The 23,792-nt window shown below is 68.4% G+C and carries 22 protein-coding genes, 1 tRNA gene and 1 pseudogene; 13 read left to right on the top strand and 11 right to left on the bottom strand.

The genetic code is table 11. The features are described from left to right. Window positions 1-119: 119 nt before the first annotated feature. The gene (locus BN118_RS14190; protein WP_014905960.1) at window positions 120-1,307 is read right to left on the bottom strand and encodes a ribosomal protein uL16 3-hydroxylase; all 1,188 of its coding nucleotides are present in this window, start codon (window positions 1,305-1,307) and stop codon (window positions 120-122) included. Further along, a complete protein-coding gene (mutS, locus tag BN118_RS14185) occupies window positions 1,304-3,955 on the bottom strand; it encodes a DNA mismatch repair protein MutS (RefSeq protein WP_014905959.1) in 2,652 nt (883 codons plus the stop codon). Before mutS ends, BN118_RS14190 begins: the two co-directional genes overlap by 4 nt. Window positions 3,956-4,155: 200 nt before the next feature. On the opposite strand from mutS, the gene BN118_RS14180 reads away from it, so the two are divergent. Beyond that, window positions 4,156-4,371, top strand: coding sequence for a dodecin (locus tag BN118_RS14180; RefSeq protein WP_010930433.1), 216 nt, complete (start codon window positions 4,156-4,158; stop codon window positions 4,369-4,371). A 455-nt stretch (window positions 4,372-4,826) separates the two neighbouring features. On the opposite strand, the gene BN118_RS14175 is transcribed toward BN118_RS14180, so the two are convergent. Beyond that, complete coding sequence (locus BN118_RS14175; RefSeq protein ID WP_010930432.1) at window positions 4,827-5,381, bottom strand: NADPH-dependent FMN reductase; 555 nt, start codon at window positions 5,379-5,381, stop codon at window positions 4,827-4,829. 267 nt (window positions 5,382-5,648) lie between these two features. On the opposite strand from BN118_RS14175, the gene BN118_RS14170 reads away from it, so the two are divergent. From BN118_RS14170 to BN118_RS14140, 7 genes are all read left to right on the top strand, one after another. Next, window positions 5,649-6,209: an antibiotic biosynthesis monooxygenase gene (locus BN118_RS14170; protein ID WP_014905958.1), complete on the top strand. Its 561-nt coding sequence runs from the start codon at window positions 5,649-5,651 to the stop codon at window positions 6,207-6,209. 111 nt (window positions 6,210-6,320) lie between these two features. Beyond that, window positions 6,321-7,625 (top strand): imelysin family protein, encoded by a 1,305-nt coding sequence (locus tag BN118_RS14165; RefSeq protein ID WP_023853587.1) that lies wholly within the window; start codon window positions 6,321-6,323, stop codon window positions 7,623-7,625. Continuing rightward, on the top strand, window positions 7,622-9,133 hold the full coding sequence (locus BN118_RS14160; protein ID WP_019247498.1) for a di-heme oxidoreductase family protein: 1,512 nt from the start codon (window positions 7,622-7,624) through the stop codon (window positions 9,131-9,133). The genes BN118_RS14165 and BN118_RS14160 overlap by 4 nt, the downstream gene beginning before the upstream one ends. Before the next feature lie 105 nt (window positions 9,134-9,238). Further along, a complete protein-coding gene (locus BN118_RS14155; protein WP_041166204.1) occupies window positions 9,239-10,240 on the top strand; it encodes an imelysin family protein in 1,002 nt (333 codons plus the stop codon). Then, window positions 10,230-11,348 (top strand): DUF1513 domain-containing protein, encoded by a 1,119-nt coding sequence (locus BN118_RS14150; RefSeq protein WP_041166203.1) that lies wholly within the window; start codon window positions 10,230-10,232, stop codon window positions 11,346-11,348. Before BN118_RS14155 ends, BN118_RS14150 begins: the two co-directional genes overlap by 11 nt. A gap of 98 nt (window positions 11,349-11,446) precedes the next feature. Continuing rightward, window positions 11,447-12,397 carry an IS481-like element IS481 family transposase gene (locus BN118_RS14145; RefSeq protein ID WP_005013747.1) on the top strand — a complete coding sequence of 317 codons (951 nt, stop codon included), beginning with the start codon at window positions 11,447-11,449 and terminating at the stop codon, window positions 12,395-12,397. Between the two features lie 81 nt (window positions 12,398-12,478). Continuing rightward, on the top strand, window positions 12,479-13,126 hold the full coding sequence (locus tag BN118_RS14140) for an isochorismatase family protein (protein WP_003813004.1): 648 nt from the start codon (window positions 12,479-12,481) through the stop codon (window positions 13,124-13,126). Between the two features lie 14 nt (window positions 13,127-13,140). On the opposite strand, the gene BN118_RS14135 is transcribed toward BN118_RS14140, so the two are convergent. Together BN118_RS14135 and BN118_RS14130 are read right to left on the bottom strand one after the other, a co-directional pair. Continuing rightward, window positions 13,141-14,568 carry a diguanylate cyclase gene (locus BN118_RS14135; RefSeq protein WP_010931513.1) on the bottom strand — a complete coding sequence of 476 codons (1,428 nt, stop codon included), beginning with the start codon at window positions 14,566-14,568 and terminating at the stop codon, window positions 13,141-13,143. A gap of 165 nt (window positions 14,569-14,733) precedes the next feature. Next, window positions 14,734-15,339 carry an HD-GYP domain-containing protein gene (locus BN118_RS14130; RefSeq protein ID WP_003813001.1) on the bottom strand — a complete coding sequence of 202 codons (606 nt, stop codon included), beginning with the start codon at window positions 15,337-15,339 and terminating at the stop codon, window positions 14,734-14,736. A 35-nt stretch (window positions 15,340-15,374) separates the two neighbouring features. Between BN118_RS14130 and BN118_RS14125 the strand changes: the two genes are divergently transcribed. Next, the gene (locus BN118_RS14125) at window positions 15,375-15,698 is read left to right on the top strand and encodes a hypothetical protein (RefSeq protein WP_014486106.1); all 324 of its coding nucleotides are present in this window, start codon (window positions 15,375-15,377) and stop codon (window positions 15,696-15,698) included. 21 nt (window positions 15,699-15,719) lie between these two features. Here BN118_RS14125 and BN118_RS14120 read toward each other — a convergent pair whose 3' ends face one another. After that, complete coding sequence (locus BN118_RS14120; protein WP_003812997.1) at window positions 15,720-15,986, bottom strand: hypothetical protein; 267 nt, start codon at window positions 15,984-15,986, stop codon at window positions 15,720-15,722. Between the two features lie 365 nt (window positions 15,987-16,351). Here BN118_RS14120 and BN118_RS14115 point away from each other — a divergent pair, with 365 nt between their 5' ends. Beyond that, on the top strand, window positions 16,352-16,552 hold the full coding sequence (locus tag BN118_RS14115; RefSeq protein WP_010931514.1) for a hypothetical protein: 201 nt from the start codon (window positions 16,352-16,354) through the stop codon (window positions 16,550-16,552). A 61-nt stretch (window positions 16,553-16,613) separates the two neighbouring features. After that, complete coding sequence (locus BN118_RS14110) at window positions 16,614-16,826, top strand: hypothetical protein (RefSeq protein ID WP_023853354.1); 213 nt, start codon at window positions 16,614-16,616, stop codon at window positions 16,824-16,826. A 104-nt stretch (window positions 16,827-16,930) separates the two neighbouring features. Here BN118_RS14110 and BN118_RS14105 read toward each other — a convergent pair. The 3 genes and pseudogenes from BN118_RS14105 to egtD all read right to left on the bottom strand — a co-directional run bounded on the left by BN118_RS14105 (window position 16,931) and on the right by egtD (window position 19,414). After that, window positions 16,931-17,007 (bottom strand) — tRNA-Met (locus tag BN118_RS14105). Between the two features lie 90 nt (window positions 17,008-17,097). Then, window positions 17,098-18,418: pseudogene (gene egtB / locus BN118_RS14100) on the bottom strand (ergothioneine biosynthesis protein EgtB). Between the two features lie 21 nt (window positions 18,419-18,439). After that, a complete protein-coding gene (gene egtD / locus BN118_RS14095; protein ID WP_010931515.1) occupies window positions 18,440-19,414 on the bottom strand; it encodes an L-histidine N(alpha)-methyltransferase in 975 nt (324 codons plus the stop codon). A gap of 331 nt (window positions 19,415-19,745) precedes the next feature. Here egtD and BN118_RS14090 point away from each other — a divergent pair, with 331 nt between their 5' ends. After that, window positions 19,746-20,345 carry a membrane protein gene (locus BN118_RS14090; RefSeq protein ID WP_010931516.1) on the top strand — a complete coding sequence of 200 codons (600 nt, stop codon included), beginning with the start codon at window positions 19,746-19,748 and terminating at the stop codon, window positions 20,343-20,345. Next, the gene (locus tag BN118_RS14085; RefSeq protein WP_010928587.1) at window positions 20,333-21,763 is read left to right on the top strand and encodes a phospholipase D-like domain-containing protein; all 1,431 of its coding nucleotides are present in this window, start codon (window positions 20,333-20,335) and stop codon (window positions 21,761-21,763) included. Before BN118_RS14090 ends, BN118_RS14085 begins: the two co-directional genes overlap by 13 nt. A 9-nt stretch (window positions 21,764-21,772) precedes the next feature. On the opposite strand, the gene BN118_RS14080 is transcribed toward BN118_RS14085, so the two are convergent. Together BN118_RS14080 and BN118_RS14075 are read right to left on the bottom strand one after the other, a co-directional pair. Then, complete coding sequence (locus BN118_RS14080) at window positions 21,773-22,723, bottom strand: IS481-like element IS481 family transposase (protein ID WP_005013747.1); 951 nt, start codon at window positions 22,721-22,723, stop codon at window positions 21,773-21,775. A gap of 98 nt (window positions 22,724-22,821) precedes the next feature. Next, window positions 22,822-23,772, bottom strand: a complete 951-nt coding sequence (locus BN118_RS14075; protein WP_005013747.1) for an IS481-like element IS481 family transposase — start codon at window positions 23,770-23,772, stop codon at window positions 22,822-22,824. Window positions 23,773-23,792 lie beyond the last annotated feature (20 nt).

The raw sequence follows: 23,792 nt of genomic DNA, 5'->3' as shown, positions 1-23,792 counted from the left end.
AAGTTGTTTCCGCGGCTACAGGGTTGGGAGCGTTATGTATCGAATAGACGCATTTAGGTGTCCGGATCGTACCGGGAGGCGCCCTGACTGGCGCGCCCCCGCAACACTCGCGCCCGCGTTCAGGGCTGATAGCGCAGCCAGCCGGCGTCCAGCCAGTCGGCCAGGCAGCTGCGCGCTTCGTCGCTCAGCCTGGCGCAACGCGGATCGTCGCAGGCCAGCGCGCGGGCATCCGCCAGGTGGCGCAGCGCGGGTTCGGCCGCGACGCTGGCGGCCTCGCCATTGATGAACAACTGGCGGCCGCGGTAAAGCATGCGGCTGCGCCTATCCAGCACGAGCGCGCCGCTCGCGGGCCAACTGTCTTCCAGGTCGACTTGATCGCCGCCGGCGTCGAACACACTGAGCTGGCTGGGCTCGGTCAGCCAGCAGCCCAGGAAGCGCGCCGCCAACGCCTCGTCGAAGCGCAGGCGGTCCAGCGTCGCCAGCGTGGCCTCGACCAGGCCGTCCGGTACGGCCGCGGGATGCGCGACGGCGGGCTGGCCCGGGTCGCGGTACAGCCCGTCCAGGCGCGCGCCCGGCAGGGGCGGCTCGCCATACGGGCCGCCCAGCAGGCCGACGCGCGCCATGACCTGGTCGGCCGCCGCTTCGAGCAGGCCGCGCGCCAGCATGGCCTGCGACGGTGCGCGAAACCCGATCGAGATCGTCATGCAGTCGCCGCCTTCGGCCACGCCGTCGTGCGCGGCCTGTGGCGGCAGGTAAAGCATGCCGCCCGGTTCGAGCACGTGTTCTTCCTCGGGCTCGAACCGGCTGAGGATCTTCAACGGCAGGTCCGGCTGCAGCGACAGGTCTTTCTGCCGGCCGTAGCGCCAGCGGCGGCGCCCGCTGGCCTGCAGCAGGAAGACGTCATAGCTGTCGAAGTGCGGCCCCACGCCGCCGCCATCGCCGGCCACGCTGATCATGATGTCGTCCAGGCGCGCGTCCGGAATGAAGCGGAACTGCTGCAGCAGGGCGCTGACGGCGTCGTGATGCAGGTCCACGCTCTGCACCAGCAAGGTCCAGTCCGGCTCGCCCGCCTTGGGCAGGCGGGCGAACGGGCCGTTCTCCATGTTCCATTGGCCTTGTTCGCGCCAGATCAGTCGCGCTTCGACGTCGTCGCGGCGCGCCAACTGGCGCAGGGCGGCGATGCTGGCCGGCGGCTTGAAGCCGGGGATGGCCTGGCGGATCAGCAAGGGTTTGCGCTGCCAGTAGCGGCGCATGAAGTCGGCGGGGGCAAGCCCGCCCAGCAGGGCGAGCGCGGTGGCAGGGTTCATGTCAGGTGCTGTTTGAGGCGGTAAAGCGCGTCGAGGGCTTCGCGCGGGGTCAGGCTGTCGGGGTCGATGGCCACAAGCTGGTCGCGCAGTTGCGCCAGCGCGGCGGCATCCTCGGCCTGCTCGGTCATGGCCTGGCTTTGCACGTCCGCGTCGAGCGCCGCGGCGAACAGGCCCAGCTGCGGGGTGGGCGCGCCCTGGGCTTCGAGGCGTTCGAGTTCGCGCGAGGCCTGGCGGATGACCGCGGCGGGTACGCCGGCGCGCTGGGCGACCTGGATCCCGTAGCTGCGGCTGGCCGGGCCTTCGCGCACTTCGTGCAGGAACACGATGCCGCCGGCCGACTCGGCCGCGGCCAGGTGCACGTTGGCCGCGGTGGGCTGTTCGGCGGGCAGGCGGGTCAACTCGAAGTAGTGGGTGGCGAACAGCGTGAGCGCGCGGTTGTGCGTCAGGAGCCGGTACGCGATGGCCCAGGCCAGCGCCAGGCCGTCGTAGGTGGACGTGCCGCGGCCGATTTCGTCCATCAGCACCAGGCTGGCCGGCGTGCTGGCCGCCAGGATGGCGGCCGCCTCGGTCATCTCCATCATGAAGGTGGAGCGTCCGCCGGCCAGGTCGTCGGCCGCGCCGATGCGGGTGAAGATGCGGTCGAGCCGGCCGACGCGCGCGCGGGTGGCCGGCACGAAGCTGCCGGTGCGCGCCAGCAGGGCGATCAGGGCCACCTGGCGCATATAGGTCGATTTACCGCCCATGTTGGGGCCGGTGATCAACAGCATGCGGCGGGTCTGGTCCAGGCGACAGCCGTTGGGCGTGAAGCGTTCGATGGCGCGCTCGACCACGGGATGGCGGCCTGCCTCGATGTCGATCTCGGCGCCGTCGATCAGTTCGGGGGCGACCCAGTCGTGACGCCGGGCATGTTCGGCCAGCGCGGCCAGCGTGTCCAGTTCGGCCAGGGCGCTCGCGCACTGGGACAGGGGCCGCACATACTGCGCCAGCGCGTCGAGCAATTGCTCGTACAGCCATTTTTCGCGGGCCAGCGAACGGTCCTGCGCCGACAGGACGCGGTCTTCCCAGGTCTTGAGTTCAGGCGTGATGTAGCGCTCGGCGTTCTTGAGGGTCTGGCGGCGCCGGTAGTCCTCGGGCACCTTGTCGGTCTGGCCCTTGGTGACTTCGATGTAGAAGCCGTGCACGCGGTTGAACTCGACGCGCAGGTTGCCGATGCCGGTGCGTTCGCGTTCCCGCGCTTCTAGTTGCACGAGGAAATCGCCGCCGTCGGTGGCCAGCGCGCGCAGTTCGTCCAGTTCGCTGTCGAAGCCGGCGGCGATGACGCCGCCGTCACGGATGGCCACCGCCGGCTCGCTGGCGACCGCGCGTGCCAGCAGCTCGCCGATGTCCGGCGGCATGGCCAGCTGCGCGGCTAGCTCGCGGGCGCGCGGCGAGCCGGGCAGGGGCGTCAGGCTGGCGTGCAGAGCAGGCAGGGCGGCCAGGGCGTCGCGCAGGCTGGCCAGCTCGCGCGGGCGCACCGAGCGCAGCGCCACGCGGGCGGCGATGCGCTCGATGTCCGGAAAGGCGTTGAGCGCATCGCGCAGCGTCTCGAGCAAGCCGGCCGCGGCAAAGGCCTGTTCGCCTTCCTGGCGCGCGGTCAGCATGGTGGCGATGGCGTGTTGGCGGGCCAGCACCGGTTCGTTCTCGCGCAGGGGGTGGTGCAGCCAGCGGCGCAGCAGCCGGCTGCCCATGGGCGTGCGGCAGCCATCGAGCAGTGAGAACAGCGTGGGCGATTCCTCGCCGCTCAGGGTCTGGGTCAGTTCGAGGTTGCGCCGCGTGACCGGATCGAGCAGCACATATTGCCCCGGGCGTTCGGCCGCGATGGTCTGCACGTGCGCCAGCGCCTGCGACTGGGTGCGCGCGGCGTAGCGCAGCAGGGCGCCCGCCGCGCACACGGCGGCCGGCATGTCCTCGACGTCGAAGCCGCCCAGGCTGTCGGTCTTGAAGTGCGCCAGCAACTGGGCGCGCGCGCCGTCGGCTTCGAAATGCCAATCGGGCACGCGCGTGCGCGCGCCTTCGAAGGCCATGTGCAGCTCGGCGCTTTCGGCCTGGATCAGTTCGGCCGGCGCGATGCGATGCAGCTCGGACTCGAGCTGGGCGGGCGCGCACTCGGTGACATGGAAGGCGCCGCTGGCCAGGTTGAGCCAGGCCAGGCCGGCGCGCGGTTCGCGCTTGCCCGTGACGCAGACCGCCGCCAGCGCGCGGTCGGCCTTGGCCGGCAGCAAGGCTTCGTCGGTCAGGGTGCCGGGCGTGACGATGCGCACGATGCGGCGCTCGACCGGCCCCTTGGCGGCGGCGGGATCGCCGATCTGCTCGCAGATGGCGACCGATTCGCCCAGTGCGACCAGGCGCGCCAGGTATTGCTCCATGGCGTGCACGGGAATGCCCGCCATCGGGATCGGCGTGCCGTTCGAGTTGCCGCGCTTGGTCAGCGTGAGGTTGAGCAGGCGCGCGGCGCGTTCGGCGTCTTCATAGAACATCTCGTAGAAGTCGCCCATGCGGTAGAACAACAGCAGCGGCCCGGCCTCGGCTTTGAGGCGCAGGTACTGCTGCATCATGGGAGTATGGCCGGCCAGGGCGTCGCCGGTGGTTTGCTTTGGTGTGGAAGACATAGGCAGGATTGTATCGGGCCGCCCGCGCGGTCCGCCATGCGGCAGGCGCCGGGCCGCCATGGTGTCGCGCGATGACGCATTGCGCAACATCCGGTGCTGTGCGCCGTTTCTTCCCTGTGCTCAAATGAATCAGCCGGCGGCGCAGTGCGCGCACGAGGCGCGTCCGGTCGGCGGCCAGCAACCGTACAAGGAGCAACGCCATGTCGAGCCACGTCTACAAGCAGATTGAGTTGGTGGGGTCGTCCGCCGTGTCGTCCGATGATGCGATCGCCCAGGCCATCGCGCGTGCTTCCGATACGCTGCGGCACCTGGATTGGTTCGAGGTGACCGAGACGCGCGGCCACATCAAGGACGGCAAGGTCGCGCACTGGCAGGTGAGCCTGAAGATCGGCATGCGGCTCGAGGCCGACGACTGATGCCGGCCTGCGCGGCGCGCGGCGCGCGTTGCGCAGTTGTTGCACACGCAGTCTAACCCTATGGCGGGCAAGGCTTTTTTCTTCTTGTCAGAACACTGTCAAGAGGTTTGTCCACATTTGCCGGGGATAACATCGGGCGGTGCCCGGCGGCGCCTTGCGGCCCCGCCGGATGGCCGCGCGGCGCAGCATGCCTGCGCGTTTCTTGCCCTGCATGGGCAAGGCCTTGATCGGCAAGGCGTTTTCGGATCTGCCCGCAAGCTGTCCTCACGCTTATCCACAGTTGGCGGGGACAACTATGATGCGGCGCGGGGCAGGCTGGGCCATTTTTGATCACCGTTTGCATGTCGATGATTCGATTGGTGATTTCCAGGCTGCCCCAAGGCTGTCCTCAGTGTTTTCCACATTGGACGGGGATAAGCGGCGGGTGTGTGGGTAACTCGCCGCGCACGGCGGACTCAGCCCGCCAGCCGGGTGACCCAGGCCACATAGCGATCGAGCCATCCCTGCAGGAACTTGCGCGTGTCCTCGTTGGTGATGTTGAACTGCTCGTCGATCAGCCCTTCCTTGAATTGCAGGAACACTTCCGGAGTGGTGAGCACGTTCACGCCTTCGGCCGCCAGGATATTGCGCAAGTGCTGCTGCGCCATGGCGGTGCCGGCGGCGCTGGGCGAGGTGCCGACGATGCCGGCCGTCTTGCCGATCCAGCTGTTGTGGCCCCACGGGCGCGAGCCCCAGTCGATGGCGTTCTTGAGGGCGGCGGGAATGGAGCGGTTGTGCTCGGGCGTGACGAACAGGATGCCGTGGGCATCGGCGATCTGCTGCTTCAGCTTGGCCGCCGGCGCCGCCATGTCGTTTTCATGGTCCTGGTTGTAGAGCGGGACGTCGCCCAGGCTGACATGCTCGAACTCGAAGTTGGCGGGGGCCAGTTTCTCCAGCGCGCGCGCCAGGCGCAGGTTGAACGATGCGGCACGCAGGCTGTCGACGAAGACAGCGATTTTGTAGGTACTCATGGCACGCGGACTCCAGGGGGTGGGGAACCGCCAGTGTAGACCTGTCGATGTGACCGCTCAACGGCAGGCCGGGCGGGCTTGCGCGCTGCACCACGATGGGGCCGGGGCGAGGGTTTTCACCAGGATGGGGGGCCAGGCGGTGCATGGGGGCCGGCGCCTGCCGGGATGTTGGCGCGCGCCGTGGGAGGAAGAGCTGGCACGCCGTTTGCAAGGAGGGGGAGGAGGGCGGCCGAGGCGTTGGGCCGGGCCGCCGCAGCCAGGAGTGCCATGATGTCCGCCGTGCCCGTTTCCCTTCCCGTCACGATGCTGGTGACCCGCCATATCTCGCCTGACCGCTACGGGGATTTCCTGGCGTGGATGCGCCAGGGAGAAATCCTGGCGGCCGGGTTTCCGGGATTCCTGGGTTCGGGCGTACTGCAGCCGCCCGAAGGCGGCGACCAATACCAGATCGTGCTGCGCTTTGACAGCGAGGCCAGCCTGGCCCGCTGGGAGCAATCGCTGCCGCGCCGCATGTGGCTGGAGCGCGGCGCGGCGCTGGTGCGCGCCAGCCATGCGCGCCGCGTCACCGGCATGGACAGCTGGTTCGGCGCGTCCGCCGGCGCGCCGCCGCGCTGGAAGCAGGCGGTCAGCATCTGGCTGGTGTATTTCCCCATGCTGCTGCTGTTCAGTACGGCGCTCGACGCGCAGCTGAGCGCGCTGCCGCTGTTCTGGCGCGTGCTGGCCACGACCCTGTGCATGACGCCGGTGCTGTCGTTCCTCTGTATTCCGCTGGTCACCCGCGTGCTGCACGGCTGGCTGCATCCGCGCGCCGTCGGCGCGGCCGATTGAGCGCAAACTGACGTTTTTCTGAATCCCAAACGAAAATTGTTTACACTTGCATCCGCAAATGGAACCGTGCGGCCGGCCAGCGGGGCGGCCGGCTGATAAGGGAGAGTGTGGATGCGTAAATTGTTGCGGAAGACCGTGCTGGCGTTAGCGCTTGGCGTGGCGACGCCCTTGGCCGTGGCGGCCGCCCAACCCAAGGCGGTCGTGCAGACCTATTCGGATATCGCGCTGGCGGGCTACCAGGATGCGCTGGCCTCGGCGCAGGCATTGCGCACCGCCATCGACGCGCTGATCGCCGCGCCCAGCGCCCAGACGCTGCAGGCGGCGCGCCAGGCGTGGCTGGCCGCCCGCGTGCCGTACCAGCAGACCGAAGCGTTCCGCTTCGGCAACCCGGTGGTCGACGACTGGGAAGGACGCGTCAACGCCTGGCCGCTGGACGAGGGCCTGATCGACTATGTCGATGCCGCCTACGGCACCGAGAGCGACGCCAATGCGTTCTATACGGTCAACGTGATCGCCAACGCCAGGATCTCGGTGGGCGGCAAGACCATCGACGCCAGCAAGATCACGCCGCAGCTGCTGTCCGAGGTGCTGCACGAGGCCGACGGCAACGAGGCCAACGTGGCCACCGGCTATCACGCCATCGAGTTCCTGCTGTGGGGCCAGGACCTCAACGGCACGGGCCCGGCGCCCAAGGACCGCACCGGCACGCCGCAGGAACGCCACGCCGGCGATCGGCCCCATACCGATTTCGATCCCCGGCAGTGCACCGGCGGCAATTGCGAGCGCCGGGTGCAATACCTGAAGGCCGTGACCGACCTGCTGGTCGACGATCTGCAGGAGATGGTCGATAACTGGAAGGCCGGCGGCGCCGCGCGCAAGGTGGTCGAGGAGGATCCCAAGGCGGGCCTGATCGCCATGATGACGGGGCTGGGCAGCCTGTCGTATGGCGAACTGGCGGGCGAGCGCATGAAGCTGGGGCTGATGCTGCACGACCCCGAGGAAGAGCACGATTGCTTCTCCGACAACACGCACAATTCGCATTACTACAACCAGATCGGCATCCGCAACGTATACCTGGGCAACTATGCCCGCATCGATGGCAAGACGGTGTCGGGGGCCAGCCTGTCGGACCTGGTCAAGGCCAGGGATGCCAAGCTGGATGCCGAGGTAAGGGCCAAGCTGGACGCCACGGTCCAGGCCATGGAAGCGATGAAGCAGCGCGCCGAGACGGTGGAAACCTACGACCAGATGATTGCCCAGGGCAATAAGGAGGGCAACGCGGTGGTGCAGGTCGCCATCGACCGCCTGGTCGACCAGACCCGCAGCCTGGAGCGGGTGATCGCGGCGCTGGAGCTGGGCGACATCGAGCTCGAGGGCTCGGACAGCCTGGACAAACCGGACGCCGTATTCAAGTGAAATCCGCGCTAGTCGTTGTACTGGCGGCGCTGGCGCATGGCGTCGGCGCCGCTGCGCCAGGCCGCACCGATCTGTCGGCCGAGGACCTGGCGCGAGTGCAGGCCATCACGGCGCCCACCGCCGATTTTTCGGCGGCCGAGTCGTTCGAGACCATGCAGGCCGGCGCCGCGACGGTCAAGAAGCTGCTCAACGCCGATATCTTTTCGCACCCCTCGGCCAACATGACGTTCGAGGGCCGCCAGCGCTTCCAGGTCGGCAACGGACTGTTCCGCAAGCTGTGGGTGTCGGCGCCGGCGTCCACGCAGGCCTCCGACGGCCTGGGGCCGCTGTTCAACGCGCGCTCCTGTCAGGCTTGCCATGTGAAGGATGGGCGCGGCACGGTGCCGGGCTTCGACCCCGATCCGCTCGAGCGCAGCGACGCCGTGGCGCTGTTGCTGCGGCTTGCGGTGGAGCCATCCAGCGAGGCCGAGCGGCGCCTGCTGGCCGAGGGCAAGGTGCCGTGCCTGCCCGATCCCACCTACGGATCGCAGTTGCAGAACTTCGCGGTGGCGGGCCTGCCGGCCGAAGGCCGCCTGGAGATCGAATACGAGCCGGTGAGCGTGGCGCTCAATGGCGGCGAGACCGCCACCCTGATGAAACCCGCCTACCGGATCGAGGATCCGGGTTACGGGCCGCTGCGCCCGGATCTGCACTTGTCGCCGCGCCTGGCGCCGCCCATGATAGGGCTGGGCCTGCTGGAGGCCATCCACGAAGCCGATATCCTGGCCAACGCGGCTGCCGATCATGGCGATGGCGTCAGCGGCAAGCCGAACTGGGTGCGCGACGTGCGCACCGGCCAGAAGGTGCTGGGCCGTTTCAACTGGAAGGCCGGCCAGCCTACCGTCGAGCAGCAGAGCGCGGCCGCGTTCTCCAACGACATGGGCCTGTCCACGCCGCTGTTTCCCAGCCATTTCGGCGATTGCACGCCGGCGCAGGCCGAGTGCTTCAAGATGCCGCATGGCGCGCAGCCCCATCTGGGCGAGCACGAGGTGCCGGGGCACTTGATGGATTTCGTGACCACCTATTCGACCAACCTTGCCGTGCCGCAGCGGCGCGACGCCGACGACGAGCGCGTGCTGGCGGGCAAGAAGCTGTTCTACCAGGCCAACTGCGTGGCCTGCCACGTGCCCAAGTATGTGACGCGGCGCGACGCGGCGCAGCCCGAGCACCGCTTCCAGCTGATCTGGCCGTACACCGACATGCTGCTGCACGACATGGGAGACGGGCTGGCCGACGGCGTGTCCGAGGAGCAGGCCAACGGGCGCGAATGGCGCACGCCGCCGCTGTGGGGGATCGGCCTGACCCGGCTGGTCAACCCGTCGGCGACCTGGCTGCACGATGGCCGCGCCCGCACGCTGCTGGAGGCCGTGCTGTGGCACGGCGGCGAGGCGCAGGCGGCGCGCGATCGCGTGGTGGCGATGTCGCCCGGCGAGCGCGCCGACCTGATCCGCTTTCTGGAGTCGCTGTGAGCGCGGCGCAACGTTTGGAGTGTTTGGCCATGCTGCATGGATTGATACCGAATCGCTGGCGCCGCGCTGGCGCTGGCGGCTGCCGCCGGCGGCGCGCAGGCCGCCTTGCCGGCCGACCTGGGCACGCGCCTGGCCGATGGCTATGCGCGGCCGGCTTTCGGCCGGTTCGCCCAGGCTACGCAGTCCCTAAACCAGGACCTGGGCAAATGGTGCGCGCGGCCCGACGCGGCCGGCGCCGCGCAGGTCCGCACGGGTTTCGCGCAGGTGGCGCGCGCCTGGGCTGGCGTGGAGTTCCTGCGTTTCGGACCGCTGGTGCAGGGCAATCGCTACGAGCGGCTGGCGTTCTGGCCCGATACCCGCAACGTGATGGCGCGCCAGGTGCAGGCCGCGCTGGCCGCGGCGGATCCGGCGCTGCTGGCGCCTGGCGCGCTGGCCGGCCGCAGCGTGGCCTTGCAGGGCCTGCCGGCGTTGGAGTTCGTGCTGTATGGCGAAACCGGCCTGCTGCAGCAGCCCGATGCGCCCGGCTTTGCCTATGGCTGCCAATTGGCGCATGCGATGGCGCGCAACGCGGCCGGGCTGGCCGGCGAGCTGGCGCAGGCGTGGAGCGCGCAGGGCGACTTCGGCCGCCAGTTCACCCATCCGGCGCCGGCCAATGATCTGTATCGCAGCCCGCAGGAAGTGGCGGCCGAGGCCGTCAAGGCCCTGTCGACCGACCTGCAGTTCGCGCGCGACGTCAAGTTGCTGCCGGTGCTGGGCGAGAGCGCGGCGGCGGCGCGGCCCAAGCGCGCGGCGTTCTGGCGCAGCGGCCAGACGGCCGCCACGCTGGCGGCCGGGTTGCGCGGCATGCGCGCGTTCTACGAGGCCGGCGGGTATCCGCTGGGCGACGCCGGCTGGATCGACGCCACGGTGAAGAGCGAGCTGGACCAGGCGGCCGGCGCCGCCGAGCGGGCCCAAGGGCCGGCCGAGGCGCTGGCCGAAGCTGGAGCGCCGCGCGATGCGCTGGCGCTGGCCGCCCTGGTGATCAAGAACGCCAAGGACGTGGTGGACCAGAACCTGGCGCCCGCCGTCGGCGTGACCATAGGATTCAATGCCCTCGATGGAGATTGACCGTCGCGCCTTCCTGGCGCTGGCGCTGGCGCTGGCGCTGGCCGGCGGCGCCGCGCCGCGCGCCCTGTGGGCGGCCGCCCAGGCCGATCCGCTGTACCTGGCCGCGCGCCGGCGCGGCGAACGGTACGAGGCGGTCGTGCTCGGCCCTGACGGCCGCGACCGCCTCGCCGTACCGATGCCGGCGCGCGGGCACAGCTTCGCGCTGGACGCGCCGCGCCGCCGCGCCGTGGTGTTCGGCCGCCAGCCGGGGTTCTTTGCGGTGGCGTTCAGCGTGGATGGCGCCCGACCGCCGCAGGCCCTGGCCGCCGCGCCGCAACGCCACTTCTTCGGCCATGGGCTGTTCCTGCCCGATGGGCAGCGCATGCTGGCAACCGAGAACGACTACGAGGCCGGCCGCGGCGTGCTGGGCGTCTACGACGCCTCGGCGGGCGGAGGCTACCGGCGCCTGGGCGAGTTCGACACCGCCGGCATCGGTCCGCACGAGGCGCTGTTGCTGCCCGACGGCAAGACCGTGTGCGTGGCCAACGGGGGCATCCTGACGCACCCCGACTACGGCAAGCTGGAACTGAACCTGGACAGCATGCGCGCGTCGCTGGCCTACCTGGACGCGAGCGACGGCCGGTTGCTCGAGAAAGTGGAACTCGATCCGGCGCTGCATCGCCTGTCGATCCGCCACCTGGCGGTGGCCGCCGATGGCGCGGTCTGGTTCGGCTGCCAGCACATGGGGCCCCGATCGGAACGGCCGGCCCTGGTGGGACGGCACCGGCGCGGCCGCGCCATCGAGCTCTACGCCGGACCGGCCGAGACGCTGCGCGGCTTTCGCAATTACATCGGCTCGGTGGCGGCGGGCGATGGCGGCCGGGTCATCGCGACTTCCAGTCCGGTGGGCGGGCAGGTGGCGTACTGGGACAGCGCCACGGGGCGCTGCCTGGGCGTGACGGCGCTGGCCGACGGCTGCGGGGTGGCGCCGCTGGAGACGGGCGGTTTCCTGATTTCCAGCGGGCTGGGCGCGATGGTGCACGGCGGGCCGGATGGCGGCGCGCAGGCCATGCTGGAGGCCGGCGGCCAGGTTTCCTGGGACAATCATCTGCGCCGCTACGCGGCCTAGCTGTGAAGATTCAATAGGTTGTATGCATGGTTCATCCGAACCGGATTTGAGAAACTGGAAATCGCCACCCCCCCAGTTCACTCAAGGAGCCCGGCCGGATGAACACCCATAAGCATGCCCGATTGACCTTCCTACGTCGACTCGAAATGGTCCAGCAATTGATCGCCCATCAAGTTTGTGTGCCTGAAGCGGCCCGCGCCTATGGGGTCACCGCGCCGACTGTGCGCAAATGGCTGGGCCGCTTCCTGGCTCAGGGCCAGGCGGGCTTGGCCGATGCGTCCTCGCGCCCGACGGTCTCGCCCCGAGCGATTGCGCCGGCCAAGGCGCTGGCTATCGTGGAGCTGCGCCGCAAGCGGCTGACCCAAGCGCGCATCGCCCAGGCGCTGGGCGTGTCAGCCAGCACCGTCAGCCGCGTCCTGGCCCGCGCCGGTCTGTCGCACCTGGCCGACCTGGAGCCGGCCGAGCCGGTGGTGCGCTACGAGCATCAGGCCCCCGGCGATCTGCTGCACATCGACATCAAGAAGCTGGGACGTATCCAGCGCCCTGGCCACCGGGTCACGGGCAACCGACGCGATACCGTTGAGGGGGCCGGCTGGGACTTCGTCTTCGTGGCCATCGATGACCACGCCCGCGTGGCCTTCACCGACATCCACCCCGACGAGCGCTTCCCCAGCGCCGTCCAGTTCCTCAAGGACGCAGTGGCCTACTACCAGCGCCTGGGCGTGACCATCCAGCGCTTGCTCACCGACAATGGCTCGGCCTTTCGCAGCCGCGCCTTCGCCGCGCTGTGCCATGAGCTGGGCATCAAGCACCGCTTTACCCGACCTTACCGCCCACAGACCAATGGCAAGGCCGAACGCTTCATCCAGTCGGCCTTGCGTGAGTGGGCTTACGCTCACACCTACCAGAACTCCCAACACCGAGCCGATGCCATGAAATCCTGGCTACACCACTACAACTGGCATCGACCCCACCAAGGCATCGGGCGCGCTGTACCCATCTCCAGACTCAACCTGGACGAATACAACCTATTGACAGTTCACACCTAGCCGGGCTTGCCCGCGCCGCCGGGCGGGTGCGAAAATTGCCCTGTGTCCAGCAATGGGGCGGCGCCACGCGCCGCACTTGCCATGAAGCTGCCTGTCGACGGGCTGATCGCGTCGTTCGACGTGGATGCACAAAAGAGTTTCACGCCGCTTTGCCCGGATGAACTGCCGGTGCCCGACGGGCACGCGATCGTCCCTGAACTCAACGCCCAGGCGGCGCACGCGGATCTGCGACTGGGATCGAAAGATGCGCACAGCCCTCACGCCATCTGGCGGGCGACGGCCGATCAACCCATGTTCAGCCCGGTGGCGGGCGCCAACGTCGACGTGCGCTGGAACATGCACTGCGTGCCGGGCACGCGCGGCTTCGAGTTGCTCGACGGCTTGCCGGCGCCGGCCGCCTACGATTTCTTCGTCTGGAAAGGCGTGGAGCCCGACATGCATCCGTACGGGTCTTGTTACCACGACCTGGCCGAGCGGCAGCCGACCGGCGTCATCGAGTTCCTGCGCGCGCGCGACGTGCGCTGCGTGCTGGTGGGCGGCCTGGCGCTGGATTACTGCGTCAAGGTGACGGCCCTGCAGCTGCGTCGCGCCGGGCTGGAGGTCGTGGTCAATCTGGCGGCGTGCCGCGGCATTGCCGCCGCGACGTGCGAACAGGCCAGGCGGGAGCTGAGCCAGGCCGGGGTGCGCACCGTGCCGCATGCCGGCGTGCTGGTGCGCGCCGGCCGCTGACGAAGCGCGCCGCGCTAGTGCTGGCCGGACTGCGCCACGGCGTCCGGGCGTTGCGACGGTTCGGCCGGCCCGGCATTGGCCAGCACGCAGCGGTTGCGGCCGCCGGACTTGGCCGCGTACAGGGCCTGGTCGGCGCGCTTGAGCAGCCGCTGGTAGTCGGGATGCCTGTCGTGGGCCGCCACCCCGATGCTCAGCGTCAGCCGCACTTCGCCGCCATCGGGCAGCACGGTCGCCTTTTCCTGGATGCGGCGGCGCAAGGCCTCGGCCACGTTCAGCGCCTGCGTGCCATCCGCATCGACCAGTACCACCAGGAACTCCTCGCCGCCGAGACGGAAGGTGTAATCGCCGCCGCGGCTGTACGAGGCAATCAGGGATGCCACTTGCTGCAGCACGAAGTCGCCCGCGTCGTGTCCGTGGGCGTCATTGATCGACTTGAAGTAATCGATGTCGGCCACCAGCACCGACAGGGGTACGCCGGTCTTGCGCGCATACGCCACTTCCTTGCTCAGCACCACGTGCAGGTACTTGCGATTGAGCAGCCGGGTCAGCGTATCGCGCCCCGACTCCAGGTTGCCCGCCTGTTCGAACAGGCCGTCGATCAGAAAGCCGATGGCCTTGGTGGCATCGCGCACGCTGTGCAGGATGGCCAGGCGCTGGTCGGGCGGCGGTTGGGTCTGCTGCGCATCGGCCAGCAACTGGTCGATGTGCTGGAGCTGGCTCGATACGCTGCGGCTTTCGGCCGCGCCTTCGAAGGCGTGCGCCGCCTTGTGGATGAACCACAGGCCGAATTCGGATTTGCGTATGGGGGGCAGCTCGTCCCATGGCTTGCCGACCGACAGGCCGAACATCAACTGGTTTTCCCAGTCGAGCAGGGCGGCGCGCTGGCGCTCCCGCTCGGCCCCGACGTTCTGCGACAAGGCCAGCAGCCGGTAGCCTTCCTCGGCGCGCGCATTGCGGTCGTGCGACACCGAGTAGGCATGGCACATCATCTCGACCGCGGTCATGGTGACATCCGCGACGTAGCGGCATGTCGCGGCCGCCTGCGCGGCCGACAGGCTGGCATCGCGATCCAGCAGTTCGCAGATCCTGCGGATCAGCGCGCACGCGCCGCGCGTTACCAGGTGGACCGGGATGTCGATGCGCGCGTGCACTTCGCCGACCTTGCGCTGGAAAGCCACGGTCCGCTCGTATTCCTCGGTGGGGGCGGCGGCGTACACCGATTCCAGCCAATCCTGCATGGAGGCATGCAGCTTGGTCTTGACCAACTGGTCGGACAGGAAGAAGGCCGCGTTGGGATCGGCCAGCATGCACTCGTAGAAATAATCGGCCAGCGCCGCCTTGTTCGCCGTGACGACGTTCCGGGCGGCAACCCATTCATGGGGCGAATAATGCGCGCAAGTGTCTTTCCAGCGCAGGGCCAGGATTTCAGGCGAAGGCTTCAAGTTGTATCCAGCAGGGGGGTGGTCCACAGTAGATTGTAGTCCGCCGTTACGGTTAAAAGTCGCCCTGCGCGGCCCTGGCGCCGAATATGTCCACGATAGGGCGCGCAGGGCATCAATAGGCAAGACTGGGTAATACTTCGGCGGTTTCGGGGTCTTGGCGGGCGCTCAGCCCGCGCGCCACTGGCTGCGCTCGATCATGCGCGCAAAGATGGTGAACGCTTGCGGATCGGTGCGCGCGCCTTGCTCGGCTTCCAGCATGGCCATGGTGCGGTCATGCGGAACCGGGGGGCGGTAGGGGCGGTGCGCGGTAATCGCGTCATAGGCGTCGACCAGCGCGATCAGGCGCGCCTCGAGCGGTATGGCCTCGCCGGCCAGCCCGTCGGGATAGCCCGATCCGTCGTAGTGCTCGTGATGGTGCCTGACGATGCGGCCGATCGCCGCGCCGTCGTCCAGCCCGGTTGCCGCGATGATGCGCTCGCCCAGCACGCTGTGTTCCTGCATGTGGGTCCAGTCTTCGCCCAGCAGGCGGCCCGGATGATGCAGGACGCGATCGGCCACGCCCAGCTTGCCGATGTCGTGCAGGCTCGCGCCCAGTTCCAGGCGGCGTATCGCCATGCCATCCAGCCCGTATGCCCGGCCCAGTTCCCCGGCCAGCGCCGCGACGCGTCCGCTGTGTATGGCAGTGCTGGGGTCGCGTGCGCGCAGCGCGGCAGCCAGGGCGCGGCAGGCGCGCGTATCGGCTTCGGAGCGCGGCAATGATTCAGTTTGCATGACTCGTGTTTCTGATCGAAGTGGTGCTTGCCGCAATGGCCAAATTGACGGCCAAAGCCGCCTCAGTCCCCGCGAATGGCGCGCCGGCCGCGGCGGTAGACTGGCGCAGCCTCCTGGAATTCCATTCATGGCGCTGCCCTGGCCGGGCAGTTCTGAACATGCAGACCGACGTCAACATCAATTCGCTAGCAGCCCTGGGCCTCATGGAGGAGATCTTCGCCAACTACCACGCCTATCGCGTCGCCAAGCAGGCGGGCGATACAGGCGAGATGGCGCTCAGGCGCGCGAAGATCGAGACACTGGCCGCCGAGCAACGGCGTGTCATTGCCGCGGTGTGCCGCGATACGGGCGCGCAGTGAGCAACGGCGAGGCGTTTGGCCCTATTGCAGGGGGTGCTGGCCGGCCGCCTCGAGATAGGCGTCGATTGCCAGCTTGAGGTGGGACAGGGCGCTGCCCGTCAGCGGACGCTGGTCGGATTCGGCCAGCAGGCCGCTGGCAGCCTGGCGCAAGGCTGCGCCGAATTGCTCCCGCTGCTCGGCGGGCTGGGCGGCGATCAGGCACTGGACAGTAGTCTCCAGTGCGCTGACCTTGGCAGTGACCTGCTGGATGGCTTGTGCGAAAGCCACCATGATTTCCTGGTTTTCCATCGAAGGACGTCCATATCGGGTTGCGCCAGCCGTATTCCGCGCAAGACTTGTTGCCAAATACCAGGGCCTGGACCCGGCTCGGGTTGCCGGTATCGGCAGCGTCACACGGACCTCGGGAGCAGCGCGGCTTGTCCGGCTGCCCAGCGGTCTGGCTATTTTTTGCAAATTGTAGCGTAGCGAATCGCGGTTTTCGGGCGGACCATGCGCCCGCGCGCGCCGGTGCGCGTGTTGGACTTGAGCGATGTCAAAAGAGGCCGCGCCGGCCGGGCGAAATGAATTCGGATTGCTGTATGGGCATACAGTATTCATAGGCCTAGAATCCGCGCTATATGGCCTCGGAATCCCGGGGCCGGGAGGCGGAAACGATGAGCGAGCCGGCGATCGCGTGGCGGCGTGTGGACGATTATTGCTGGGTCGGCCCGCCTGGCTGGACGATCTGCCGGGTCTGGCTGGACGGAAGCTACCAGTACGAGCTGTGGTTCAGCCGCGGTGATGCCGGCACCATCTACGGCATGCGCGCCTCGCTGGAGGGCGCGCAGCATCTGTACATGCAGAAACTGGGGTAATGCGCATGGCGGGCGCGTGCCGGGGCGCGGTAAGATCGATGCCGAAAGGAGGTGCGGATTGATGAAGACGGAACAGAAACGCGGCTTTCTGGACAGGTTCTTTCCGGCAGGCATCCGGCCCGCATGTCCGAAATGCGGCCACCAGGGGTTTATCGTGCTGCATGACGACGCGGTGGTGAACGCGGATAAGCCGATCGCCATCGTTGCCTGCGCGTCCGAAGACTGCCATGCCGCGCTCGGCGTTTTGCCAGCCAGCGCGGTATGGGATGAGTAGGAGCAAGCGCAAGGCACGTAGCGGCCGTCCACGCACGCTTGTCCTTCATCGCGCACAAAACAAAATGCCCGCAAGCGATTGCGGGCATTTTGTTTTGAATTCTCTGGTGGCGCATCCCTGATTCGAACAGGGGACCTGCGGATTATGATTCCGTCGCTCTAACCGGCTGAGCTAATGCGCCATCCCTGGTCTGGCGCAAACAAGAGTCAGCTGCCAAACGAAGAACGAAATTCTAGCATGAAAGATTTTGTATGTGCAACATGCCGGCCTTTCAAGCGTCGCGGGCAAGGCGGATGCCGGAGAATTGCCAGCGCGCCTCGGGCGGGAAGAAGTTGCGGTAGGTGGCGCGGATGTGTTCGCGCGGGGTCGCGCACGAGCCGCCGCGCAGCACGTATTGGTTGCACATGAACTTGCCGTTGTATTCGCCGACGGCGCCGGCTGGAGGCGTGAAGCCCGGGTAGGCATCGTACGCGCTGCAGGTCCATTCCCAGACGTCGCCGTACAACTGCACCGGCACGCCGGCGGCCGCGCGGCGCGGGCCGCGGATCGAGGTGGCCGCTTTCGAGCAGGTTGGCCGGCGCGTCTGCGCTGGCCCCAGGGGCGCGGGCGGCGAGTTCCCATTCTGCTTCGCGCGGCAGGCGCACGCGTGCCCAGCGCGCGTACGCGTCGGCCTCGTAATAGCTGACGTGGGTGACCGGCGCATGCGGCTCCAGCGCATGCAGGCCGTGCAGGGTGAAGACGCGCCACTCGTCTTTCTGGCCTTCCCAGTACAGTGGCGCGCGCCAGTTCTGCTGGCAGGCCTGGTCCCAGCCGAGCGACAGCCAGAGCTCGGGGCGGCGATAGCCGCCGTCCTGGATGAAGGCCAGGTATTCTCCCTGGGTGACGGGGCGGTCGGCCAGGTGAAACGGTCTGAGCAGTACCTCGTGCGCCGGGGTTTCGTTGTCGAAGGCAAAGCCTTCACCGGCGTGGCCGATGCCCACGATGCCGCCGTCATAGCGGGTCCAGCCCGCCGGCGTGCCGGCCGGCAGCGCCGGTATGCCGGGCGGCGCGTAGGCCGGCCGCAGCGGGTTGCAGCTGAACAGGTGCTTGAGGTCGGTGAGGATCAGCTCCTGATGCTGCTGCTCGTGGTTGAGCCCCAGTTCCACCAGCGCGTCGAAGTCGCTGTCCACGCCCGCCAGGCGCGCGCACAGCGTTTCCATGGCCTGGTCCACATGCGCGCGGTAGCGCAGCACCTCGTGCAGCGACGGGCGGGTAAGCAGGCCGCGCTGCGGACGTGGGTGGCGGGCGCCGACCGCGTTGTAGTAGGAGTTGAACAGCATGCGGTACTGCGGGTCGAACGGCCGGCGGCCAGGCTCGAAGCGGCCGATCACGAAGGTTTCGAAGAACCAGGTCGTGTGGGCCAGGTGCCATTTGACGGGGCTGCAGTCCGGCATGGATTGCGCCTGGCAGTCTTCCGGCGACAAGGGCTCGGCCAGCGCCGCGCTTTGCGCGCGGATGCGGGCGTAGCGTCCGGTGGGGTGCGGCGCCGGTTCGGGCGGGCCGGGGCGAGTGAGCAGGCAGGCTGACGACTCCATGGAAGCTCCTTGGCGCATGGCGGTGGGGCGGGCCAGGGTTCAGGCCCGGGCGCTGAATACGGAAAACCAGTCGCGCGCGTCCGACCAGTACCGGATGTCGCCGTAGCCGGCGCGGCGCAGCAGGTCGACGAAGCGTTCGATGGTGTATTTATAGGAGTTTTCCGTGTGGATGCGTTCGTCGGCCTGGAAGCGCCGCTGGCCGCCGGGCCAGCGCACGCGTATGTCGCTGCGTGCCTGCAGGTGCATTTCCATGCGGCTGCGCGGCTCGTTGTAGAGGGCGACGTGGGTCCAGTCGCGTACGTCGAAATCGCTGCCGAGTACGGAGTTGACGTGCCGCAACAGGTTCAGGTTGAAGGCGCCGGTCAGGTGCAGGGCATCGTCGTAGGCGGGTTCGACGATGGCGCGCGCCTTGACGCGGTCGACGCCGATCAGCAGCCCGCCGCTGACGCCCGCCTGCGCACGCAGGCTGGCCAGCAGTGCCAATGCGGCGTCGGGGTCGAGGTTGCCGATGCTGGAGCCTGGATAGAAGAACAGCCGGCCCTGGGCGTCGATGGCCTCGGGCAGATCCAGTCCCGCATTGAGGTCGCGGCCCAGCGGCAGCACGTCCAGCCAGGGGTGGGCGCGCCGCACGCGCGCCACGGCCTGTCCGAGGAAATCGGTGGAAATGTCGATGGGCACGTAGCGCTGCGGCCGCAGACAGGGCAACAGGCGCTCGGCCTTGGCGCAGTCGCCCGCGCCGAGGTCTATCAGGGTGCGAACCGGCCCGGTGTGGCGGGCGATGGCCTCGAGGTGGGTGGCGAAGATTTCCGCTTCGCAGCGTGTGGGGTAATACTCGGGCAACTGCGTGATCGCGGCGAACAGGCTGGAGCCGAGCGCGTCGTACAGGTATTTGGGGTCGATGCGGGCGGGATGCGCCTGCAGGCCGGCCAGCAGGGCGTCCAGGGCCGGGTCGACGCCGGTGGCCTCGGGCATGAAAGGCGCGGCGGCGGCAAGCATCGTTGGCGTGTGGGCCATGACGGGGTTCCTTCCAGATGGGATGGAAGGGATCTATTGTGAGCGGCGGCGCCGTGTCGGTGTCAAGCGCTAACGTCCCGGCTGCAATGGACTTTTACGAAAAGAAAAAAGCGCGGGGCGGCGATGCGCCGCAAACGCCGTTCCCGGGCTGCCGCGAGAGGGGGGCGCCGGATTCGCATTCGGTTGCCAATTGACACGCCCGCGCCGGCGTGCGCCGGCCTGCTCCGGGCGGCGGAAATACTGCTTTACCGCTGGTTGCCAAACCAGAGGCGTGCGGCGCGGGCCCCGGTCAGAATACGGGCGTGTCATAAGGCCAAGTGGGAGATTCGCTATGTCGTCGATCGTGGTGGCACGGTTCGATAGCGTCCCTTCGGCGAGAAGCGCTGCGCACGCGTTGGTCGGCGACGGCTTTCGCGAAGAGGCAATCAGTATCCTGTACGGCGACCCGGATCGTACGGGCCGGCGGATGAGCCGGCCGGCCTGGCGTTTCGGGCCGGACCTGCGCACCCGCGCCGCGCGCTGGCGCGCCATTGTCAGCGCCGCGGCGCTGGCGGCCATCGGTACCCTGGGCGGCGTGATCGTACCCGTGCTGACCGGCTACGGCCGCGTGGGCATGGTGGTGGGCGCGGCATTGGGCGCCTATGCGGGCGCCCTGGCGGGCGCCTGTTGGATGGCCAGCGGCCTGCGCCGCGCGCGCGCCGAGGCGGCCTACGCCGGCCAGCTGGCGCGCGATCGGGTGGTGCTGCTTGCCGTGCAGGTGCATCCCGACGACGAAGAGGCCGCGGCCGCGCTGCTGCGCGACGCCGGCGGCCTGCAGGTAGAGAAGGCGCGCAGCCGCTGGTGGCCGGGCGCACGTGGCCAGTCCACGCCCACAGGCTGGCGCACGCGTGCCCCGCGCCCGCCGGCGCAGCGCACGCAATGGCAACCCTGAGGCGCGGCTTCGCGTGCCGCCTGGCGCGCCAAGTGGCCGTCATGTTCATGTTGGCGGCGTTGGGCGCATGCGCCACGGTGCCGGGCATGCAGGGGCTGCGCGAGCGGCGCGCCCAGGCCGGGCTGTCCACCGACTACGGCTGGCAAAGCCTGCAGCGCAGCCACACGATCGTGACGGACGCGACCGGCGGGGACGGGGACGATGCCATGGCGCGCCACCTGGCCGTCGAGGCGGCCATCAGCGGCGCCCCCTTGGTGGCGGGCAACCAGGTCCGCCTGCTGGCCGACGGGCCGGCGACCTACCGCAGCATGCTCGACGCCATCGCGCAGGCCCGCCGCTATATCCACATGGAAACCTACATCTTCGAAGATGACGAGGCCGGCCAGCGTTTCGCCGACGCCCTGATGGCGGCGCGCCAGCGCGGCGTCGAGGTGGCGGTGATGGTCGATGCGGTGGGCACGCTGAATACGCCGCGGCAGTGGTTCGAGCGTCTCAAGCAGGGCGGAATCAAGGTGGCGGTGTTCAATCCGGTCAACCCGGCGCGCGCCGGCCTGGGCTGGGCGCCCAACCAGCGCAACCACCGCAAGCTGCTGGTGGTCGACGGTCAGGTGGGCTTCCTGGGCGGGCTGAATATCAGCAGCGTCTATTCGTCCGGATCGCGCTCTGGCTCGGGTTCGGGGCGTGCGGCGCAGGCGCCCGGGCCGGCCGCGTCCCGTGCCGATACCGCGCCGTGGCGCGATACCCATATCGCGGTGCGCGGACCGGCGGTGGCGGAGATCGAGCGCGTCATCCAGGACGGCTGGCTGCGGCAGACCGGCGCGCCGCTGGGCGGCGGCGCGGTGCGGCTGAGCGTGCCCGCGCCGGGCGATCTGCATGTGCGCATCCTGGCCAACGAGCCCAACGAGCGCGACGGCTATACCGTTTACCTGACGCTGATGTCGGCGTTCGAAAGCGCGCGGCAGTCGATTCACATCACCATGGCCTATTTCGTGCCCGATCCGGCCTTCGTGCGCGTGCTGGCCGATGCCGCGCGGCGCGGGGTCGATGTGGCGCTGGTCCTGCCGGGATTCAGCGATTCATCGCTGGTCTGGTACGCGGGACGCTCGCATTACCAGGCCCTGCTCGATGCCGGCGTCAAGCTGTACGAGCGGCGCGATGCGCTGTTGCACGCCAAGACGGCGGTGGTCGACGGCGTGTGGTCCACGGTCGGGTCGAGCAACATGGATTGGCGCAGTTTTGCATTGAACTACGAGCTCAACGCGGTTATCGTCGGGGCCCGCTTCGGCGCCGAGATGGAGGCGCTGTTCGAACGCGACCGCGCCGCCGCCGTGCCGATCGACCCGCGCAACTGGGCCGATCGCGGCGCCGACGATCGCTTCATGGAGGCGTTTTCGCGCCTGTTCGAGCGCTGGCTGTAGCCGGCCTTGCTAGGTGTGAACTGTCAATAGGTTGTATTCGTCCAGGTTGAGTCTGGAGATGGGTACAGCGCGCCCGATGCCTTGGTGGGGTCGATGCCAGTTGTAGTGGTGTAGCCAGGATTTCATGGCATCGGCTCGGTGTTGGGAGTTCTGGTAGGTGTGAGCGTAAGCCCACTCACGCAAGGCCGACTGGATGAAGCGTTCGGCCTTGCCATTGGTCTGTGGGCGGTAAGGTCGGGTAAAGCGGTGCTTGATGCCCAGCTCATGGCACAGCGCGGCGAAGGCGCGGCTGCGAAAGGCCGAGCCATTGTCGGTGAGCAAGCGCTGGATGGTCACGCCCAGGCGCTGGTAGTAGGCCACTGCGTCCTTGAGGAACTGGACGGCGCTGGGGAAGCGCTCGTCGGGGTGGATGTCGGTGAAGGCCACGCGGGCGTGGTCATCGATGGCCACGAAGACGAAGTCCCAGCCGGCCCCCTCAACGGTATCGCGTCGGTTGCCCGTGACCCGGTGGCCAGGGCGCTGGATACGTCCCAGCTTCTTGATGTCGATGTGCAGCAGATCGCCGGGGGCCTGATGCTCGTAGCGCACCACCGGCTCGGCCGGCTCCAGGTCGGCCAGGTGCGACAGACCGGCGCGGGCCAGGACGCGGCTGACGGTGCTGGCTGACACGCCCAGCGCCTGGGCGATGCGCGCTTGGGTCAGCCGCTTGCGGCGCAGCTCCACGATAGCCAGCGCCTTGGCCGGCGCAATCGCTCGGGGCGAGACCGTCGGGCGCGAGGACGCATCGGCCAAGCCCGCCTGGCCCTGAGCCAGGAAGCGGCCCAGCCATTTGCGCACAGTCGGCGCGGTGACCCCATAGGCGCGGGCCGCTTCAGGCACACAAACTTGATGGGCGATCAATTGCTGGACCATTTCGAGTCGACGTAGGAAGGTCAATCGGGCATGCTTATGGGTGTTCATCCGGCCGGGCTCCTTGAGTGAACTGGGGGGTCGGCGATTTCCAGTTTCTCAAATCCGGTTCGGATGAACCATGCATACAACCTATTGAATCTTCACAGCTAGGTGTGAACTGTCAATAGGTTGTATTCGTCCAGGTTGAGTCTGGAGATGGGTACAGCGCGCCCGATGCCTTGGTGGGGTCGATGCCAGTTGTAGTGGTGTAGCCAGGATTTCATGGCATCGGCTCGGTGTTGGGAGTTCTGGTAGGTGTGAGCGTAAGCCCACTCACGCAAGGCCGACTGGATGAAGCGTTCGGCCTTGCCATTGGTCTGTGGGCGGTAAGGTCGGGTAAAGCGGTGCTTGATGCCCAGCTCATGGCACAGCGCGGCGAAGGCGCGGCTGCGAAAGGCCGAGCCATTGTCGGTGAGCAAGCGCTGGATGGTCACGCCCAGGCGCTGGTAGTAGGCCACTGCGTCCTTGAGGAACTGGACGGCGCTGGGGAAGCGCTCGTCGGGGTGGATGTCGGTGAAGGCCACGCGGGCGTGGTCATCGATGGCCACGAAGACGAAGTCCCAGCCGGCCCCCTCAACGGTATCGCGTCGGTTGCCCGTGACCCGGTGGCCAGGGCGCTGGATACGTCCCAGCTTCTTGATGTCGATGTGCAGCAGATCGCCGGGGGCCTGATGCTCGTAGCGCACCACCGGCTCGGCCGGCTCCAGGTCGGCCAGGTGCGACAGACCGGCGCGGGCCAGGACGCGGCTGACGGTGCTGGCTGACACGCCCAGCGCCTGGGCGATGCGCGCTTGGGTCAGCCGCTTGCGGCGCAGCTCCACGATAGCCAGCGCCTTGGCCGGCGCAATCGCTCGGGGCGAGACCGTCGGGCGCGAGGACGCATCGGCCAAGCCCGCCTGGCCCTGAGCCAGGAAGCGGCCCAGCCATTTGCGCACAGTCGGCGCGGTGACCCCATAGGCGCGGGCCGCTTCAGGCACACAAACTTGATGGGCGATCAATTGCTGGACCATTTCGAGTCGACGTAGGAAGGTCAATCGGGCATGCTTATGGGTGTTCATCCGGCCGGGCTCCTTGAGTG

Origin of the sequence: Bordetella pertussis 18323, from assembly GCF_000306945.1 — a bacterium.
GTDB classification, from domain to species: Bacteria; Pseudomonadota; Gammaproteobacteria; order Burkholderiales; family Burkholderiaceae_B; genus Bordetella; species Bordetella pertussis.
Note: the sequence above shows the minus strand (reverse complement) of the source record. Positions and strands in the feature narration are given on the sequence as shown.

Excerpts from the sequence above, each read along its gene's own strand:
- BN118_RS14190 (WP_014905960.1), bottom strand. The coding sequence starts at position 1,307 with ATGAACCCTGCCACCGCGCTCGCCCTGCTGGGCGGGCTTGCCCCCGCC.
- mutS (WP_014905959.1), bottom strand. The coding sequence starts at position 3,955 with ATGTCTTCCACACCAAAGCAAACCACCGGCGACGCCCTGGCCGGCCAT.
- BN118_RS14180 (WP_010930433.1), top strand. The coding sequence starts at position 4,156 with ATGTCGAGCCACGTCTACAAGCAGATTGAGTTGGTGGGGTCGTCCGCC.
- BN118_RS14175 (WP_010930432.1), bottom strand. The coding sequence starts at position 5,381 with ATGAGTACCTACAAAATCGCTGTCTTCGTCGACAGCCTGCGTGCCGCA.
- BN118_RS14170 (WP_014905958.1), top strand. The coding sequence starts at position 5,649 with ATGATGTCCGCCGTGCCCGTTTCCCTTCCCGTCACGATGCTGGTGACC.
- BN118_RS14165 (WP_023853587.1), top strand. The coding sequence starts at position 6,321 with ATGCGTAAATTGTTGCGGAAGACCGTGCTGGCGTTAGCGCTTGGCGTG.
- BN118_RS14150 (WP_041166203.1), top strand. The coding sequence starts at position 10,230 with ATGGAGATTGACCGTCGCGCCTTCCTGGCGCTGGCGCTGGCGCTGGCG.
- BN118_RS14145 (WP_005013747.1), top strand. The coding sequence starts at position 11,447 with ATGAACACCCATAAGCATGCCCGATTGACCTTCCTACGTCGACTCGAA.
- BN118_RS14140 (WP_003813004.1), top strand. The coding sequence starts at position 12,479 with ATGAAGCTGCCTGTCGACGGGCTGATCGCGTCGTTCGACGTGGATGCA.
- BN118_RS14130 (WP_003813001.1), bottom strand. The coding sequence starts at position 15,339 with ATGCAAACTGAATCATTGCCGCGCTCCGAAGCCGATACGCGCGCCTGC.
- BN118_RS14125 (WP_014486106.1), top strand. The coding sequence starts at position 15,375 with ATGGCCAAATTGACGGCCAAAGCCGCCTCAGTCCCCGCGAATGGCGCG.
- BN118_RS14120 (WP_003812997.1), bottom strand. The coding sequence starts at position 15,986 with ATGGAAAACCAGGAAATCATGGTGGCTTTCGCACAAGCCATCCAGCAG.
- BN118_RS14115 (WP_010931514.1), top strand. The coding sequence starts at position 16,352 with ATGAGCGAGCCGGCGATCGCGTGGCGGCGTGTGGACGATTATTGCTGG.
- BN118_RS14110 (WP_023853354.1), top strand. The coding sequence starts at position 16,614 with ATGAAGACGGAACAGAAACGCGGCTTTCTGGACAGGTTCTTTCCGGCA.
- egtD (WP_010931515.1), bottom strand. The coding sequence starts at position 19,414 with ATGGCCCACACGCCAACGATGCTTGCCGCCGCCGCGCCTTTCATGCCC.
- BN118_RS14090 (WP_010931516.1), top strand. The coding sequence starts at position 19,746 with ATGTCGTCGATCGTGGTGGCACGGTTCGATAGCGTCCCTTCGGCGAGA.
- BN118_RS14085 (WP_010928587.1), top strand. The coding sequence starts at position 20,333 with ATGGCAACCCTGAGGCGCGGCTTCGCGTGCCGCCTGGCGCGCCAAGTG.
- BN118_RS14080 (WP_005013747.1), bottom strand. The coding sequence starts at position 22,723 with ATGAACACCCATAAGCATGCCCGATTGACCTTCCTACGTCGACTCGAA.
- BN118_RS14075 (WP_005013747.1), bottom strand. The coding sequence starts at position 23,772 with ATGAACACCCATAAGCATGCCCGATTGACCTTCCTACGTCGACTCGAA.